We start from the raw sequence: 16,430 nt of genomic DNA, 5'->3' as shown, positions 1-16,430 counted from the left end.
CGTCAAATCTTGTATCCAGGGCTTGCTCAACCCCGGCTTAGGATGCGATCCAGTAGGGTCGTGGGCAGCACGCGCTTCAGGAAAGCGAACAAGTAGGTAGGTGTAGTGACATAGTAACGTGTTTTCGGGCGCCTTGCCTGCAACGCCGCCAGCAGTTTATCCGCTACGGCATCGGCCGGTAGAGTAAAGCGGCCGCTCAAGCCGGGTTTGGTCAAACGGGCATCCATCTCGGCATAGGCTTGAGCATGATGGCTGCGCTGAGGATCGATATAGCGCAGGAACGCCCGACGGGCATTTTCCCGAAACCGACTGTCGATCGGACCAGGCTCGATCAGCACGATCTCGATGCCGCTGCCGTTGAGCTCCATCCGCAACGTATCGGCCATCGCCTCGAGGGCAAATTTGGAGGCGTTATAAGCACCACGGTAAGGCATACAGACTAAGCCCAGCACCGAAGAGTTCAGCACTATTCGCCCTCGTCCCCGGGCTCGCATCAAAGGGATCACCGCACAAGTCAGCTCGTGCCAGCCGAACAGGTTGGTCTCGAACTGTTGCCGTAGCGCCTCACGACTAAGGTCTTCCAGCGCGCCGGGTTGGCCGTAAGCCCCGTTATGGAACACGGCATCCAGCTGGCCGTCACAGCGCTCGACCACCCAAGCCACGGCCTGCGCAATGGAGTCCGAACAATCCAGATCAAGCGGATGAGCCTCAAAACCGAGCTGCTGCAAACGCTCGACATCGGCGCTCTGACGGGCACTGGCCAATACCCGATAACCCGCGTCGCGCAGACGCTCGGCACTGCGCAGACCGATACCGGAGGAACAGCCGGTAATTAATACAGTTTCCAACGTAGATAGCTCCTCGAGCAGAAATACGGAATGGCGTCATCAAACCCAACCTGCAATGTCATCGAACAGGCGTAGAATTCCTTTGCTGCAGTGCCGCATAAATCATTGACAACGCTGCACTGCTCAATTTATAGTCACCAGCATCTTTGCTGCATTGCAGCAAGTCGCTAAATCAGCGCAAGTTGGTCCCATTGTTTGAGGTTGAAACGATCGGGACGATGCAAATAAAACAGCTTTTAAATTAATTGCTTGATGATGGAGCACGTACATGTACGAATCAACCATGGAAAACGTCAAGTCCAGTCTCCAGCCGCTGGTAGAACTGGCCGAACTCAACCGCAAGGCCGTAGAGCAGATCGCAACCGCTCAGGCTGATTATCTGAAAGAGTGCATCAGCACCAGCATCAAGCAGGTACAGTCGCTGACCTCCACCCAGAGCGCGCAGCGTGTTACCGAACTCTCGTTCGAGGCAGCCAAGTCGTTCGAAGACCAGTTCAACGGTATTGCCAGCCAGAACCTGGCAACCCTGAACGAACTGCGTGACGGTGTTGAGGATGTGCTGAGCAGCAGCTACAGCGATAACATGGAGCGCATCAACGAGCTCTGCAATGTTGAAGCCAGTCTGAAAGAGGTTGGCGAGCGTTTTAAAGCGGTCACCGAGAATCTGACTCCGGCCGCTGCCCCGGTTGCTGCCCCCGTAGCCAAACCGGCGGCCAAGAAGGCTGCGCCGAAGAAAGCTGCAGCACCGGCCAAAAAAGCCGCTCCTGCTGCCAAGAAGTCCGCAGCCAAGCCGGCGGTAAAAGCTGAAACTACTGCTCCGAAAAAAGCCGCTCCGAAGGCTGCTGCCAAGCCGGCCGCTAAAAAGGCGGCTCCCAAGCCGACCGTCGCCGACGCTATCGCCACCGTGAACGAAAAAGCGGCCCAGAACGCTACCGCCAAGAAGCCGGTCAAGCGTGCCGCGGCCAAGCCTGCTTCCAAGAAAGCCGCTCCGGCTGCTAAAAAGCCCGCCGCTAAAAAGGCTCCGGCCAAGGCCGAAGCTGCCAAAGCCGAGTCCAAGGCTGAGCCGAAGTCCGCAGCCAAGCCGGCCGCCAAGGCCAAGCCGGCAGCCGCCAGCGGTGTTCGTGCCGCACCGGCCCGTGCCAAGTAATCGCTGACAAGCCGACGCTGTCCACTTAGGACAGCTGCAATCAAAAAGGGCGAACTGAAGAGTTCGCCCTTTTTCGTTTTCAATCGGATCGGTGCTGCCGCAAAGCAGCTAGCACGGACCGCAGTAGACTGTTTCGTCGGACCACCGCCCGATGGTTAACGCGCCCCGTTGTCGGGCTGCGTGGCTCGAGGAAACTTACCATCCAGCCCCATCGCAAACTTCATCGCCTGGTTACGCGCCGGAGTCAGTCGCTGTGCCATGCCCAAACCGATGTTGCGCAGAAGCTTCAGCGGCGCCTTGTCATTGCTGAACACGCGACAGATCAGATCCATCCCGCCCATCATCATCAGGTTATGCTGCTTGCGGGCTTGCTGATACTGCTTCAACACTGGCAGCGAGGCCCAATCTTGCCCAGCCTGCAGGGCATCACCGACCTGCTGTGCCAGTTCGGCGGCGTCCAACAGGCCGATGTTGACCCCCTGCCCGGCCAACGGGTGGATCATATGGGCCGCATCGCCCACCAAGGCCAAGCCCGGTTTTACATAATCCAATGCGTACTGGCTTCGCAGCGGGAAGCTGGCCCGCCCCAGCAACTGTTCGATATCGCCCAATTCGGATGGAAAGGCAGCTTCCAGCTCTTCCAAAAACTGTCCTTCGTTGAGCGCTTGCAGCCGCGTTACCTCTTCAGGACGGTTGTACCAGACCACCGACCCGTACGGACCACTGAGCGGTAGAAACGCCTGTGGGCCGCTGGATACAAAGCGTTGCCAGGTAATATCCTGCTGCGGGTAACGAGTCTTGACGTAGGCCACCAGTGCCTGTTGCGGATAGGACCAGTTATGCACCCCGATCCCGGCCTGCTGCCGGACCCAGGAGAAGCCGCCGTCAGCCGCCACCAGCAACCGACAACTGATGCGGCTACCATCGTCACAATACAGTTCTGTTGGCCCTTGGCCGTCCTGGTATTGCAGCTGCTGAACACGGATCGGACAGCGTAGTTCGACGTTATCGCTGCGCTCGAGCCGATCCCAAAGCGCCAACTGCAGAATACGATTCTCGACAATATGACCCAACACCGGCTGATCGATATCGGCACAGTCGAAACGGGTATCACCTTGACCGGAGGTTTCCCACACCCGCATGCGTTTGTACGGGCATAGTCGACGCTGTTCGACCCCCTGCCAGGCTCCGATATGACGGATAAAGTTCTCAGACGCCGGACTGATGGCCGAAACCCGCAAGTCGTGCGGCTGGTTGCTGTCGAAGGGTTCCGGGCGGTTGGCCTCGAGCAACAGTAGCTTCAAGCCGGTGGGGGCCAGCGCGGCAGCCAGCGCGGCACCGACCATTCCGGCGCCGACAATGACGATATCGTATTCGGAGGTTGTTGCGGGTCCATTCATGCAGCCAGCTCCCAAAGACCTAAAGGGCAGAATTATAAAGGGGGACGATTATAGCGCCCCGTCATGGGCGCGGCTAACCGAACTGGTCCGGCGCTAATTTGCAGCTCGCTGAATCCGCTTCAAAAAGACCTGCATCTCTTTCACTGCCTGGACATCACCCTTGGCTTCAGCCACCGCTATGCCTTGCTGATAACTCGCCTGCGCCAGTTCAGGCAGTTCGGCTTTGAGGTAGGCCTTGCCCAGCTGCTTCCAGCCGGCGGAGTAATCCGGCTTTTGCTCTACGCAACATTTCAGGTGTTCGATCGCCTGCGGTAACTGGTTCTGTTTCAGATAAGCACTGCCCAGTCCGAATCTCAATTCGGCGCTGTCGCATCCCTTTGCCAGTAGTTGTTCCAGTCCTTCAATCATCACGGCACCTCCGTTAGCAGCTGTCTGAGTCTAGTCGCTGTTAGCTTTGACCTCGGTCCGAACCGGTTATTAACCACGGTCAGTTGAATAGTTCTCAAGTTTCGATGACGCCAGTTGGACTATATAAACAGCGGTGTAGACCGGTACATTCGTAACCGGCCAAAACTGGAGGCTAAGATCATGGCGATGCCGATACCGATGAGTGAATTCCTCAGCAATCAGCACGTTGATTATCATATCCTCAAGCACAAGCCGACCGCGGTGGCCGCCGAAGCGGCGCAGGCTGCGTCGATACCGCTGGCCGAACTGGCCCGCTCGAGCATCGTCGAAGCGACTAATTTCCCGGGCCAGCTGTTGATGGTGCTGCTACCGGCGTCCCATCTGCTCGACTTCGATAAGTTGAAGCGTCTCACCGATGAGAGTTTCCGTGAAGTTGCTCCTGCGCAACTCAAAGAGATCTTTCAGGATGTCGCCCCTTGCGGCGTCCCTGGCCTCGGCCAACCCTTCAACCTGGACATGGTGGTTGATCAACGTCTGTTTCAGGTCCCCCGCGTCTACCTGGAGGATGGCGACAACACCGAGCTGGTCAAGCTCAACCAGCAACAGTTCGCTCAATTATTAGGCGGCCTGCTAAGCGGTGATATTTCTCGTCTTCCCCCCTGTCCGACACGCACACCCATACGCTGGTCGACGCAACTGACGTAGATCAATGCCGAACTAAAAACGTAGCGTCCATAATCGCCTTCAGCGACATCTTTTTATTTTTGTGGGACAGCTACACATGACATCCATCAGCGAATTTATGACCTCCGATCATCGTCGTTGCGACGAGTTTTTCAACCAGGCAGAAGAAGCAGTCAGCCAGGGCAAGTGGGACGAAGCGCAACAGGGCTGGAGTGAATTCCAGCAGGCGATTGAGCATCATTTTTCGATGGAGGAGCAGGTCCTGTTCCCCGCTTTTGAACAAGCGACCGGCAGCACCGCCGGCCCCACGTCCGTCATGCGGATGGAACACGACCAGATGCGTCAACTGTTCGCCCAGGTTGGTCAGGCCCTGGGGGCCAAAGACGCCGACACCCTGCTCGGCGCCAGTGAAACCCTGATGATCCTGATGCAGCAGCACAACATGAAGGAGGAGCAGATCCTCTATCCGATGTCGATGCGAGCTCTGCCCGATCCTGACAACACCCTCAATGAGATGCAGCAATGCTAGATCCCGACCGGCTCGACGCTATCGAGCTGGACGTTAGTGAACTGGAACCACCAGAACCCCTGCTGGAAGTTTTCAAAGCGCTGTGCCAACTTCCAGCCGGACATCGGCTACAGGTAACCCACCGGCGCATCCCCTACCCGCTGTTCGAAATGCTGGCACTGAGCGGATACCACCACCGCTACGAGCAGCAGCTTCAGCAAGTGCTGATCCAAATCTGGCCAGGAGACAGCGCCGACCCGGATGCGCTGGCCCGCTTGGTCAGCGCTGCCGGCCCTTGCGAGTGAGTCTAAGGATAGAATGAGAACCGACGGGCTGAATTTCGATAACATCCCGCCCCTGAGCATCCCCTACGGCTTCTTTGCCACCGCGCCGCTATTCGGCGTACTGGCCGGTCTGGTATTGCTGTTCCAGCCCCAGGCCCTGACAGCTCGATGGGATCCGGCGGCACTCGCACTGGTGCACCTACTGACCCTCGGTTTCGCCGCCCAGATCATGCTTGGCGCGCTGTGCCAGGTGATGCCGGTGGTCAGTTCGCAACCGATCCCGTTGAGCCGAACACAGGCGCTGCTGGTACGCGGCTGCATCAGCCTCGGTACCGTCTTGCTATCGTTAACCTTCCTGTTTCCCGGTCCGATTCTATTTAGTCTGACATTGGCCGCATTCGTGATCGGCTTCGGATTGTTTATTTCACGTTTGATCCAGGCTTTGATCAAGATCCGACCCGCCGGTCACACCCTGGTTTCGATTCGGCTGGCGGCGTTCTGTTTACTGATAACGCTGATTGCCGGTGTGATTCTGCTCTGGTGGCGCAGCAGCCCGCAAACCGCCCCCCTGGCCCCCATCCTGAACACCGACCAGCATGCGCTCTGGGGCATCCAGGGTTGGGGCCTGTTGCTGGTGGTGGGAGTCAGTTTTCAGGTCATACCGATGTTCCATGTGGCGCCGGACTTCCCCGCCAGGGTACAGCGATGGCTACCCGGCGCGCTGATGCTCAGCCTGTTGTTGGGCACTGTGCTCGATGGAAGCGCGGCTATCGCGTTAATGGCACTGAGCAAACTGCTGGTGTTGGGTTACTGCGCGCTGGCCTCCCGGCACTTGCGGCAACGCCGCCGCAAGTTACTCGACTACACGGTGCGATTCTGGCAACTGGCACTAGGCTGCATCGCGCTGTCGATGGTGGTCAATCTGGCGACCCTGGGCTGGCCGGAGCTACCGAACCGGTTACCACTGGCCGAGCTGAGTGCGATTCTATTCGGCTTCGGCGGTTTGCTGGCGGTCATTTTCGGGATGCTGCAGAAGATAGTGCCTTTCCTGCTCTATCTGCACCTGCAACGCCAATGCCTGACCCAGCCTGAGAAGCTGTTGACCCTACCCAACATGAAGCAGCTGATCTCCACCGCCCGTTCCAAGCGTCAGTGGTGGCTTCACTGCACCGCGCTTTGCGGCTTACTGATCGCACTGTGGCTGCCGCTATTAACCCCGCTTGCAGCACTGCTGCTGATCGCCGATTTCGTCTGGCTGGGCTGGACACTGCACCAGGCGTTTGCCCTCTATCGACAGCATCTGAACTAACCGTTCTGTGCCGTCATATCGATAAGTTGCCTTAAAAAGCTGATTTTTCAATATTTTGATGCCAAGGTTGTAACGACTTCGGCAGTCGCTCGTCTGCTGTATTCATTCATTCGATCGCCAGTTGAGAAGAGAAAGTATGAATTTGAAGAAAGCGCTGCTGCTAAGCGCCGTAGTTGTTTTAATCGCACTGTTCTTTGTGTTCGATCTGCACCAGCTTTTAAGTCTGGAGTATTTCAAACAGCACCAAAGCGATTTTATGCGCTCGTTCGAGCAGAACCCGTTGTTGACCGGCGGTGGTTTCTTCCTGATCTATGTGCTGGTGACCGCGCTGTCGCTACCGGGAGCGGCCGTCATGACTCTGGCGGCCGGTGCCCTATTCGGTTTTGGTTGGGGGCTGGTACTGGTGTCCTTTGCCAGCAGTATCGGCGCGACCCTGGCATTCCTCTGCTCACGTTTTCTGTTCCGCAGCGTGCTGGAACAACGCTTCGGTAAGCAGTTGGAATCGATCAACGCCGGGATTGAGCGCGATGGTGCCTTCTACCTGTTCACCCTTCGTCTGGTACCGTTGTTCCCATTCTTCGTCATCAATCTGGTGATGGGACTGACCCACCTGCGCACCCTGACCTTCTACTGGGTCAGCCAGCTTGGGATGCTGCTGGGGACCATGGTCTACGTTAACGCCGGTACTCAACTGGGCCAGATCGACAGCCTGTCCGGGATCCTGTCCCCGGCGCTGATCATCTCCTTCTGCCTGCTCGGCATCTTCCCACTGATCGCCAAACAGATCATCGCCGTTATCCAGCGCCGTAAGGTCTATCAAGGGATCGAAAAGCCGACCAAGTTTGACACCAATATGGTGGTGATCGGCGCAGGTTCTGCCGGTCTGGTCAGCGCCTATATCGCTGCGGCAGCCAAAGCTAAGGTCAGTCTGATCGAAAAGCACAAGATGGGCGGTGACTGCCTCAATACCGGCTGTGTACCCTCGAAGGCATTGATTCGCAGCGCCCGCTTTATCCAGGAGACTAGGGAAGTGGAGTCGCTGGGGCTGAAAAGTGCCAGTGTCGAATACGAATTCTCCGATGTGATGGAGCGGGTTCAACGGGTAATCAAAACGGTCGAACCCCACGACTCGGTCGAGCGCTACACCGGCCTGGGAGTCGACTGTATTCAAGGCGCAGCTAAAATCCTGTCGCCTTACCGAGTCGAGGTAAACGGCGAACAGATCACCACCCGCAATATCGTCATCGCCACCGGTGCCCGCCCGGCGATACCGCCAATCAAGAATATCGAAGCGATGGAACCGCTGACCTCCGACACCGTATGGAACCTGCGCGAGCAACCCAAGCGCCTGCTGATCCTCGGCGGTGGTCCGATCGGCTGTGAACTGACCCAGGCCTTCGCCCGTCTTGGTTCGCAGGTGATCCAGGTCCTTCGTGGTCCTCGGGTCCTTCCCAAGGAAGATCCTGAGATTGCCGCCCGGGTCCAACACCGTCTGGTCGCCGAAGGCGTGGATCTTCGCCTGAACCACAAGATGATCGAGTTCGTCGAACGTGACGGCCAAAAAATGCTGTTGTGTGAACACGAGGGAGAATCGGTTGAGGTCGCCTTCGATCAGCTGCTGGTCGCCACCGGCCGCAAAGCCAACGTTGAAGGTTTCGGTGCCGAAACACTGGATCTGGCGCTGACTGCGGACGGCAGAATCGAAGTTAACGAATTCCTGCAAACCCGCTTCCCCAATGTATTTGCCTGCGGTGATGTCTGCAGCCCCTACCAGTTCACCCACAGCGCCGCCCACCAAGCCTGGTACGCGGTCGTCAACGCACTGCTGGGCGGAATCAAACGCTTCAAGGTCGACTACTCGATCATCCCCGCTGCCACCTTCACCGAGCCGGAGATCGCCCGGGTGGGTTACAACGAGCTGGAGGCCAAGGCCGCCGGCATCGACTATGAAGTGACCGAATTTGATCTAGAAGAGCTGGATCGCGCCATTGCCGATGAAACGGCTTCAGGTATGGTCAAGGTGCTGACGGTGCCGGGCAAGGACAAGATCCTCGGCGTCACCATCGCCGGCCCGCACTCGGGCGAGTTGCTGAGCGAATTCACCCTGGCAATGCGTCATGGGCTGGGTTTGAACAAGATTCTCGGCACCATCCATATCTACCCGACCCTAAGCGAGGCCAACAAGTATGCCGCCGGGCAGTGGAAGCGAAACCATGTACCGGAAAAACTGATGGGCTATCTGGCACGTTTCCACCGCTGGCGTCGAGGCCACTAGGCCGGCTGCCATCTCCAGACTGACCGTAACCGACCAACTACAACCCCATCGCCAGCTATCCAGGCTGGCGATGGGTCCTAACCCAGCAAACCCTTCCGTACCCACTGTTGCTTCAACTGCATTCGTCGCTGGTACCGTTGCAGCAGCTGCGTCCCATGCTGGTCCCTGGCAGGCTTATTCAACCACCGCCGGCTCCGTGTTCGCTTTATCGACCCGCTGAGCGATCGGCAGCATAATCCGGAAGCAGGTTCCTACGCCCATACGACTGCGAACAACAATGCTGCCGTTGTGCTTCTTGATGATGCCGTAGGAGATCGACAACCCAAGCCCCGTCCCCTTTCCGACCGGTTTGGTGGTAAAGAAGGGTTCGAACACCCGGTCCAGATCTGCCGGTTCGATGCCGCTGCCATCGTCTTCTACTTCCAACCATACCTTATCGCCCTGCCTACCGGTGCGCAGGGTAATGTTGCCCATATCCTTAATTGCCTGGGCGGCATTGACCAACAAGTTCACCAGTACCTGATTCAGCTCCGCAGAGATACATTCGATCTGCGGTAAAGCCGCGAAGTGTTTGTGTACGGTACAGTGATATTTGAGTTCGTTGTTGACCAGATTGAGCGTGCGCTCGATCTCCTGCTGCAGGTCGGCAACCCCCCACTCCTCTTCACTTTCTCGGGCAAAGCCTTTCAGATCGGCGACGATCCGCTTAATCCGTCGAATGCCATCCTGGGTTTCGGCGATCACACAGCCGATATCCTCACGGAGAAATTCCAGATCCTGCTGTTCTGCAACCTCGCCGGCCTGGGTCCTGAGGTCGTCCAGTCCCTGGGCATCGGCGAGCAGGCGCTCGTGGCAGTCCAAAGCCGCCAACAGCTGCTCAACATAACGCTCGAACGTGTTCAGATTGCTGGCAACAAAGCCCACCGGATTATTGATCTCATGGGCAACACCGGCCGCCAGTTGGCCGATACCGGCCATCTTTTCCGATTGCACCAGTTGTGCCTGGGCCTGTTTTAATTGATCGATCAATTCGGACTGGCTTTGATTTGCTTTGCGCAATTGGGCGTGGTTCTTATTTCGCTTGGAGATCCCCCGACCCAGTGCAATCGAAGCCGCCGCCGCCAAAATCAAAAACACCGTGCCGATCATGATCCGGAAGGGTAGATTTTTGTTTGATGCCTGCATCAGACTGCGGGTCGGCAACCAAGAGGCCAATATCCAGCGTGGGGTCGAGTAGCGATCGACAGCTGTATTGTATGGAAAGGGGGCTACCTCGATCCCCGACACCATCCCGTCGCGTAGCAGTACCTGAAAGCTGGGGTTACTCTGCACTGACGGCCAGATTGACGGGAAACGTTGTGCAAAGTTGAAACCCTGGCGCTCCGGCAGCATAAATCCCCACTCATGGTCGGGGTCCAGCCCTTTGAGCCAATAACCGTCCCTGTTTATCAGCATCAAGACACCATCGTTTTGCCCATGGCTGTCGATAATGCTGAGGATCTCCTGGGCCCGGTAGTTGAATAGCAAGATACCGCGCTTGTTGCCGACAGCGTCAATTATCGGGGTACCGATTCGGATCATCGGCTTGAAAGGTCGCTCCACCTCGCCCCCCTCGACGTTCAGGTCAAGCTGGGAGACATAAACCTCTTTGGCGCCAAGACGTAAAGTATCCTCGAAATAGTAGCGTCCCGCCTTATTCTGGAGTTGATCTGCCATAACCCGTTGCGCATTGGCGCCGTAGCCATTGATCCGCACCAGCTCGTGGCCCTGCTGATCGATAAAACGAATCTGGTCGTAGATATGGTGGTTCCTGGCCAGCCCCAGCATCACCGTAGCCAGGGCATCCAGATTCGCTGCTGAGGGCTTTTCCAGCAACGCCTGTAACCTGGGGTCTTCGGACAATCGCAGCAACTCCGGCACGACCGAGCTATGGATCTCATTCCCCAGCTGTTGGGCAAGCGAGCGCACCAATATGTGCTGCGTCGTTGAGGCGTTATCGACATAGATGTCCTGCTCGTACTGGTGACTGAGATACAACAGGCCACAGATAACCACAGCCGTGGGTAGAAACAGGATCAAAAAATAACGAAGGGCAGAGGTACGACTGCTGAGTTTTTCCATAATCTCAACTTCCTGTCATCTCGTTGGCGAGGTTGCTATTGAGTTGCACAAAAATCTTCAACATCAACCCATTAGGAGGTCATCTTAGAACGTTCCTGATTCAATAACAGCTTTTCAAGGCCAGACTCTGACCTGAAGCATCAAACCGCTGAAAATCGACACCAAAGCGCCACACCAGCGAAGCCCCCTTCGCCTTGATCACAACGTTCCTACGCGCCGGCCCCGGTGCCAGAGTCGGCCGCTGTTGTCTGGGGTTTGAGTCCCTGGGTCACGCTCGCGATCAGCGCACCCAGCGCGATCTTGGCAAAGTCGTAGAGCAGGCTGGCGGAGCCTGTCAGGGCGGCATGTTTTTGCTTGGTGAAATCGATAATCATCTGGTCCAGATCGCGGCTATCCAGCGTACCGGACAGCTCAGCAACGGTCACAGTAGAGGCCCAGTAATCCAACATCAGACCACCAGAAAAGAAAAAGATCACCAGCATGGCCAATAGCTTGAACTGCCATGGTGAATCGGAGATCGACAGGTTTTCGGCGAGTTTGGAAATGACGTTCGGTATGGCAACCATCCTCATCAATGCGCATCGCTCGTTGCCGTTGTTAGCTCCTAACCTGTGCCATCCACCGGATTGCTCAAACCCGATAAGCCCTCCTGGCTGGCAACCTGCGCCTCTATTCCGAAAGTGTAGTGGTTTATCGGCGCTCACCTGGGACTGGCGCTGTTAAGACCAGTTCTCAGCTGAACCGGCGCCAGCTGACAACTGATGCTCCTCCGATCAACAAAACAACAACACCGGCCGGGATCTCTCCGGGCCGGTGTTTTGAGCATATCGTTTAGTATCTCACCACATCACCACGCTGGGTCCTGAAGCTACCGATCGCTGACGCGATGGCGAATTTGTCCTGAACGGCAGTGACTTTGATCTGGCCCACTGCGTTTTCGATCTTACCCAGAGTCACCCCACTTTCCGGGTCGACCAGCTCCTCGGCCACGGCCGAAACCTGCATTACATCCCCCACCTTGATACCGGTATCCAGACCAGCGTTGATAAAGATATGTTGACCGCGGGTGCTGACCACCTGGCCCTGCCAGGGTACCTGACGGGTACCTTCGATCACGTAAAACACCGCATCATTAAGGGCCACCCGGGTCGCTTGGCCCATCGGTGTCTTGTAGAACTGATCGCCACCGATGGTGAACTGTTTAAAGTCCAGTCCCAGCGCCAATCCCCGTGATTTACTGTTGGCTTCGACCCGTTTGGCAAACAGCACTTCACCGGTGGTCGCATCCAGCAGTCGCAGATCAAGCGCTACATGGCTAGTGCCGCCGCTACCACCCAGACGGATACCCAACGGCAGCGACGACGAGCCGAATCCCAGACTCAAGCCACCGCCCTTCTTCTGCGGTTCGAACTCTGTGATATCGGCCTTCACCAGAACCTGGGCGCCGGCGATACGTCCGGCTCGCGGGGCGGTTTCCGGGTTGGAAACACCGGCCAAGCCCAACTCCTGCTCGCGCAGGATATGCGACAGCGCCGTACGTTCGATGACGACAAAACAGTCGGTCTGCTCTAATGCCGTCGTCAGCTGCGAAGATAGTGCTTCTCCAACGTCGTAGCCTTCAAACGAGCCCAGCTTTCCGGTGGCGCCGACAGGCATGACGGCAACGCGCATTTTCGGACCAGTACAGCTGACTTCGGCCCGCTGCTCCGGCGTAACGCTGGACTTGACGGCGGCCTGTTTACAGCCGACCAGGCTCATGGCGATCATAGGGATGGCGATCAGGCGATTGAGTTTCATGACGTTATCTCCGCGCTTGTTGTTTTGTAGCCTGTGGGTAACGTCTGCTGATCATGGGGTTCATAAAAAAACCGCCAAACGGCTACTGAGAAGAGCCGTTGACGGTTTGCTGGTTTGTGTCAGGGACTTTTTGCTTGGCGGTTCAGCGCGTCGATTTAGCCGCCTTGCTCAGCAGCATCTCCAGATATCGGATCTGCACTTCGGTCAGCTCCGCCTCGCCATCGTAGGGGATAACCAGAAAACGCGGCTTATCGACCAATCGATGACCACTCATCTGCTGCTTCAGCAGTAGCTGTTGCACCATCGGATCGAAGCGATCTTCACCGGTGATCACCAGGCTGACACCCGTTCCGCAGTTGTGATGGTTGATCGGGTACTGTTCGGTTGCCATCAACCAGCTGCTGAACAGCCCGACACCCAGTAAGATCGGGATCAATAAGATTTTCATTGGCCACCTCCACCGACATTCAGATCGGCCCCGAGGGCCTGCTGGTTATTGGTTGAAATTCCACCGTTATTGTCACCGCAGACCAACACCACGTTGCCGTTATTGCCTTTCAGATCTACATCCAAACAGCGGAATCTTTCCTCCATCCGTGCCAGGTTCTGATTGACCTCCTGGCGCATCTGCCGAACATCCGGCGCGCTACCCGGCTGGATCGGTTGAGCTCCGGTGTTGGATCGTGCCGATTGCAGGTAGTTGGCCCAATCCTGTTCCAAACGCATCCGCATACTTTGCAGCGACTGCAAACGTTCAATAACCGGATCGACCGGTGGAGGTTGATCCGCGGCAGGAGGCACGGTCTCGGCCATTGCCGCGCCTGACAGCAACGCCAACAGGCTAAATACATGGATATTCATGATCGCACCTCCTAGTTACTGACCTGATCGCGGCTTGAGGTCTGACTATCAGCACGCTGCTGCTGGCTGTTGTTCTGTGAGTTGACCGTATCGCCTCCCTGGCTGCCGTATTGATTGCTACCGATCTGGCTGTTGTGCAGGTTGCCCTTGTTCACATCGCCGATATGGATATTGCCGCCGTTGGCGTTGATGTTGGAAAGCTGGATCACCGCGTTGTTGTCACCCCCCAACATCAGGGTGTTGCTCTGCGGAGCATACTGCCAGTTGAGCCCGCCAGCAGCTCCGCCGCCTTGGTGGGCGGTACCGGATTCAGAAACCAGGCTGCCAACGCTGACGCCGCCCTGCTGCTGGTCTAACTGATGACCCTGCGCCTGACCGCTGTTGGCCGCGCCCTGACCGACACCACTGCCGTAGCCGCGCTGTTCGCTCAGCACCTGATCGCTACTGCGGTACTGCTGGTCCATCAGATATTGCCGTGTCAGCGCCAGTCGTCGCTGCTGCTCCGTAGTGACGCTGTTATCGACGTTGATCGACGTAGTATCACGGTTGGCCCCTGTATCGGCCTGGGCGATCGGCAATGCCAGTAACGCCGTCAGGCCTAGACTCAGAGGAAAAATGTAATCCTTCATGATGCAACTCCTCGTAAGGGTTAAAGAAACCCGGCGGCATCACCCCTGCGAATGCAGTGATCACACAGCCGTTGCTCTAAAGGTGGGTAACAAGACGCTCCAAACAGGTTCAAAGAGATCGCCTGAACGCCATCAAAAAGCCCCCGGGGTGCGGGGGCTTCAATCATCCGGCTCATACCAGATTGCGACGGTGAACTGACAAATCCAGGAATATGTTGAGCCCGGTTTATTTGGCTGCGCTGTTGCTCACCTTGTCGTCAGAGCTCACGAAGGAGGTCGCAGTCTGATCCTGATCATTACCCTGCAGGTTGGTTACGCTGCCGCCCTGCATGCCGGTCTGCACCGCCCCGATCTGACTACCCAGTATATTGCCGGTATTGACGTTGCCGAATTGGCGACTGACGGTCGGCGAAGCGATGCTATGACCATGGTGCTTCGCGCTGCTGCTGGTGCTCACCAGCGAACCAACACTGGTGCCGCCCTGCTGCTGCGCCATGCTGTGACCGCTGGCACTACCTTTGTTGGCGGCATTCTGGCCAACATTACTGAAGTAATTGCGCTTCTGGTTCAGGTTCTGACCCGCATTGAGCTGATCCGCGCGGTAGTTGAAATTCTTGTTCAGCTGATAGCTGTGGTTCAGACGATTACGCACGCTGTTATTCAGGTCGTACTTCAGTTTGCTGCGGGTATCGACACGTGAGCTGTTGTCGATGGTGGTGTCGATCTGGTTGGTCCTGTTGAAGCTGTTGTCGTAACCGATCTTCACTTTCGGGTAGCCGTAGCCATAAGGTCCGGCCTGGACAGCACCGGCACTCAGAACGGCAAAGGTAGCGATGGCGGCAAGGGCTTTCTTATTGATGTTTTTCATGGTCATTTCCTCGTATGGGTTGTCACGCTAGATCGTGGGTTGAATCGCGCTAAGCTTCGAAAGGCGGTTGCTTGGTGGGCTTGGTGGATTCCTACGGTAGGTCACACCCAGGCACGAATCAGGTTCAAAGAAATTTGGATTTTTTTGGAACAATTAAATCAGCGGGTGCGCGAGTTTGAATTCCCCCCACGACGGCAGGTTTACACCCGATGGGCCTGGCCCCCCCTCTGAATAAAGGCTCCACCTGCTAGCGCCTATAAACCAGAAAGCCCCCGATAACGGGGGCCTTGGTCTGGCTGATTAGGCGAGTTTATTTGGATGCGGTATTGCTGACGGAATCGCTGCTGCCGACACCTGAACGGCCATTCTGGGTCTGGCTGTTGTTCTGCAGGTTGGCAACATCACCCAGTTGCATGCCGGACTGGATACCACCGATCTGACTATGGGTCATGTTACCGGTTGCCTGGTCGCCGCTGTTGGTATGGATCGACGGAGACAGGAAGCTGTGACCCTTATGCTGGGTACGTTTGGTCTGGTCGACCAGACTACCGACGCTGGTACCACCTTGCTTCTGCTTCATGCTGTGACCGGTCGCGCTACCAATGTTGCTGGCCCCCTGATTCACGCCGCTGTAGTAGTTGCGGTACTGATTCAGGTTCTGGTTGGCATTGATCTTGTCCTTACGGATCTCTTTGTTGAGGTTGATACGGTAATCGGTATCGACCTTGGTTCGAGAGCTATTATCAACGCGATAATCGAGCATGAAATTGCGGTTGAAACGCTTACTGTTGTCAACGTTGATCTTGGCCTTGTTATGGGTGTTAAAGCTGTTGGTGTAATCAACTTGACCAACCTTATAGCCGTAACCATAGGGACCGGCTTGCGTAACGCCTGCGGTCAGTGCGAACAGAGTAGCAACGGTTGCGATAGCAGTTTTGTTAATGGCTTTCATCATTCAATCCTCATGTCTTTGTGACATTTTTTGTTGTTCCAGCCGGTAGGTCACAGTCGGGTGAGGAGCGGTTCAAAGAAATTTAAAAAAGTTTGCAAACTCAAAGACCAGTAAAAACAGGCAACAATAACAAGTTGTTAAGCAAACCCAGAGATTCAATCCGAGCAGATAACCCTATCCGCCGGTTAGCGCCTACGATTTAGAGAGTAGATTTATTGCGTGACAGATGAATAAGCGTTCGCAACCCATGGTCATCATCTTCAAATAAGAGGACCACAGCAGAATCTACCGATCCAGAAAACCAAACTCCACTGACCTCTGATTGCCAGAGGACCATGG

17 protein-coding genes are annotated in these 16,430 nt (G+C 56.3%); 6 read left to right on the top strand and 11 right to left on the bottom strand.

Going from position 1 to position 16,430, the window contains the following annotated elements; genetic code table 11:
• Positions 1–26: 26 nt before the first annotated feature.
• The gene (locus tag DV711_RS02960; RefSeq protein WP_207802517.1) at positions 27–848 is read right to left on the bottom strand and encodes an SDR family NAD(P)-dependent oxidoreductase; all 822 of its coding nucleotides are present in this window, start codon (positions 846–848) and stop codon (positions 27–29) included.
• A gap of 268 nt (positions 849–1,116) precedes the next feature.
• Between DV711_RS02960 and DV711_RS02955 the strand changes: the two genes are divergently transcribed.
• Entirely contained in the window at positions 1,117–1,995 is an 879-nt protein-coding gene (locus DV711_RS02955; RefSeq protein WP_114694150.1) for a phasin family protein, read from the top strand.
• 155 nt (positions 1,996–2,150) lie between these two features.
• Here the strand turns inward: DV711_RS02955 and DV711_RS02950 are convergent, their stop codons facing one another.
• Positions 2,151–3,395, bottom strand: a complete 1,245-nt coding sequence (locus DV711_RS02950; protein ID WP_114694149.1) for a UbiH/UbiF/VisC/COQ6 family ubiquinone biosynthesis hydroxylase — start codon at positions 3,393–3,395, stop codon at positions 2,151–2,153.
• 93 nt (positions 3,396–3,488) lie between these two features.
• On the bottom strand, positions 3,489–3,803 hold the full coding sequence (locus DV711_RS02945; RefSeq protein ID WP_114694148.1) for a hypothetical protein: 315 nt from the start codon (positions 3,801–3,803) through the stop codon (positions 3,489–3,491).
• A gap of 180 nt (positions 3,804–3,983) precedes the next feature.
• On the opposite strand from DV711_RS02945, the gene DV711_RS02940 reads away from it, so the two are divergent.
• From DV711_RS02940 to DV711_RS02920, 5 genes are all read left to right on the top strand, one after another.
• On the top strand, positions 3,984–4,508 hold the full coding sequence (locus DV711_RS02940) for an aminoacyl-tRNA deacylase (RefSeq protein ID WP_114694147.1): 525 nt from the start codon (positions 3,984–3,986) through the stop codon (positions 4,506–4,508).
• A gap of 76 nt (positions 4,509–4,584) precedes the next feature.
• Complete coding sequence (locus DV711_RS02935) at positions 4,585–5,016, top strand: hemerythrin domain-containing protein (protein ID WP_114694146.1); 432 nt, start codon at positions 4,585–4,587, stop codon at positions 5,014–5,016.
• Positions 5,010–5,300 carry a DUF2249 domain-containing protein gene (locus DV711_RS02930; protein WP_114694145.1) on the top strand — a complete coding sequence of 97 codons (291 nt, stop codon included), beginning with the start codon at positions 5,010–5,012 and terminating at the stop codon, positions 5,298–5,300. Before DV711_RS02935 ends, DV711_RS02930 begins: the two co-directional genes overlap by 7 nt.
• A gap of 13 nt (positions 5,301–5,313) precedes the next feature.
• Positions 5,314–6,588, top strand: coding sequence for a hypothetical protein (locus tag DV711_RS02925; protein ID WP_114694144.1), 1,275 nt, complete (start codon positions 5,314–5,316; stop codon positions 6,586–6,588).
• A 136-nt stretch (positions 6,589–6,724) separates the two neighbouring features.
• Positions 6,725–8,863, top strand: coding sequence for an FAD-dependent oxidoreductase (locus DV711_RS02920; RefSeq protein WP_114694143.1), 2,139 nt, complete (start codon positions 6,725–6,727; stop codon positions 8,861–8,863).
• Between the two features lie 174 nt (positions 8,864–9,037).
• On the opposite strand, the gene DV711_RS02915 is transcribed toward DV711_RS02920, so the two are convergent.
• From DV711_RS02915 to DV711_RS02880, 8 genes are all read right to left on the bottom strand, one after another.
• Positions 9,038–10,984, bottom strand: a complete 1,947-nt coding sequence (locus tag DV711_RS02915; RefSeq protein WP_114694142.1) for an ATP-binding protein — start codon at positions 10,982–10,984, stop codon at positions 9,038–9,040.
• Positions 10,985–11,193: 209 nt separating this feature from the next.
• Complete coding sequence (locus tag DV711_RS02910; protein WP_114694141.1) at positions 11,194–11,550, bottom strand: hypothetical protein; 357 nt, start codon at positions 11,548–11,550, stop codon at positions 11,194–11,196.
• A 265-nt stretch (positions 11,551–11,815) separates the two neighbouring features.
• Positions 11,816–12,781, bottom strand: coding sequence for a CsgG/HfaB family protein (locus DV711_RS02905; RefSeq protein WP_114694140.1), 966 nt, complete (start codon positions 12,779–12,781; stop codon positions 11,816–11,818).
• 142 nt (positions 12,782–12,923) lie between these two features.
• Positions 12,924–13,229 carry a hypothetical protein gene (locus DV711_RS02900; protein WP_114694139.1) on the bottom strand — a complete coding sequence of 102 codons (306 nt, stop codon included), beginning with the start codon at positions 13,227–13,229 and terminating at the stop codon, positions 12,924–12,926.
• Positions 13,226–13,642 carry a hypothetical protein gene (locus DV711_RS02895; protein WP_114694138.1) on the bottom strand — a complete coding sequence of 139 codons (417 nt, stop codon included), beginning with the start codon at positions 13,640–13,642 and terminating at the stop codon, positions 13,226–13,228. Before DV711_RS02895 ends, DV711_RS02900 begins: the two co-directional genes overlap by 4 nt.
• A gap of 11 nt (positions 13,643–13,653) precedes the next feature.
• Complete coding sequence (locus tag DV711_RS02890; RefSeq protein WP_114694137.1) at positions 13,654–14,271, bottom strand: hypothetical protein; 618 nt, start codon at positions 14,269–14,271, stop codon at positions 13,654–13,656.
• A gap of 226 nt (positions 14,272–14,497) precedes the next feature.
• Positions 14,498–15,139 (bottom strand): hypothetical protein, encoded by a 642-nt coding sequence (locus tag DV711_RS02885; RefSeq protein WP_114694136.1) that lies wholly within the window; start codon positions 15,137–15,139, stop codon positions 14,498–14,500.
• Positions 15,140–15,449: 310 nt separating this feature from the next.
• Positions 15,450–16,091 (bottom strand): hypothetical protein, encoded by a 642-nt coding sequence (locus DV711_RS02880; RefSeq protein WP_133297389.1) that lies wholly within the window; start codon positions 16,089–16,091, stop codon positions 15,450–15,452.
• Between the last annotated feature and the right edge of the window lie 339 nt (positions 16,092–16,430).

This window comes from Motiliproteus coralliicola, assembly GCF_003345655.1.
Taxonomy (GTDB): Bacteria; Pseudomonadota; Gammaproteobacteria; order Pseudomonadales; family Balneatricaceae; genus Motiliproteus; species Motiliproteus coralliicola.
The sequence above is the reverse complement of the archived record's forward strand: the minus strand, read 5'-3'. Positions and strand labels throughout refer to the sequence as shown.

Coding starts and splice junctions, on each gene's coding strand:
- DV711_RS02885 (WP_114694136.1), bottom strand. CDS start 15,139: ATGAAAAACATCAATAAGAAAGCCCTTGCCGCCATCGCTACCTTTGCC.
- DV711_RS02895 (WP_114694138.1), bottom strand. CDS start 13,642: ATGAATATCCATGTATTTAGCCTGTTGGCGTTGCTGTCAGGCGCGGCA.
- DV711_RS02920 (WP_114694143.1), top strand. CDS start 6,725: ATGAATTTGAAGAAAGCGCTGCTGCTAAGCGCCGTAGTTGTTTTAATC.
- DV711_RS02945 (WP_114694148.1), bottom strand. CDS start 3,803: ATGATTGAAGGACTGGAACAACTACTGGCAAAGGGATGCGACAGCGCC.
- DV711_RS02905 (WP_114694140.1), bottom strand. CDS start 12,781: ATGAAACTCAATCGCCTGATCGCCATCCCTATGATCGCCATGAGCCTG.
- DV711_RS02940 (WP_114694147.1), top strand. CDS start 3,984: ATGGCGATGCCGATACCGATGAGTGAATTCCTCAGCAATCAGCACGTT.
- DV711_RS02950 (WP_114694149.1), bottom strand. CDS start 3,395: ATGAATGGACCCGCAACAACCTCCGAATACGATATCGTCATTGTCGGC.
- DV711_RS02915 (WP_114694142.1), bottom strand. CDS start 10,984: ATGGAAAAACTCAGCAGTCGTACCTCTGCCCTTCGTTATTTTTTGATC.
- DV711_RS02910 (WP_114694141.1), bottom strand. CDS start 11,550: ATGGTTGCCATACCGAACGTCATTTCCAAACTCGCCGAAAACCTGTCG.
- DV711_RS02925 (WP_114694144.1), top strand. CDS start 5,314: ATGAGAACCGACGGGCTGAATTTCGATAACATCCCGCCCCTGAGCATC.
- DV711_RS02935 (WP_114694146.1), top strand. CDS start 4,585: ATGACATCCATCAGCGAATTTATGACCTCCGATCATCGTCGTTGCGAC.
- DV711_RS02955 (WP_114694150.1), top strand. CDS start 1,117: ATGTACGAATCAACCATGGAAAACGTCAAGTCCAGTCTCCAGCCGCTG.
- DV711_RS02880 (WP_133297389.1), bottom strand. CDS start 16,091: ATGAAAGCCATTAACAAAACTGCTATCGCAACCGTTGCTACTCTGTTC.
- DV711_RS02930 (WP_114694145.1), top strand. CDS start 5,010: ATGCTAGATCCCGACCGGCTCGACGCTATCGAGCTGGACGTTAGTGAA.
- DV711_RS02900 (WP_114694139.1), bottom strand. CDS start 13,229: ATGAAAATCTTATTGATCCCGATCTTACTGGGTGTCGGGCTGTTCAGC.
- DV711_RS02890 (WP_114694137.1), bottom strand. CDS start 14,271: ATGAAGGATTACATTTTTCCTCTGAGTCTAGGCCTGACGGCGTTACTG.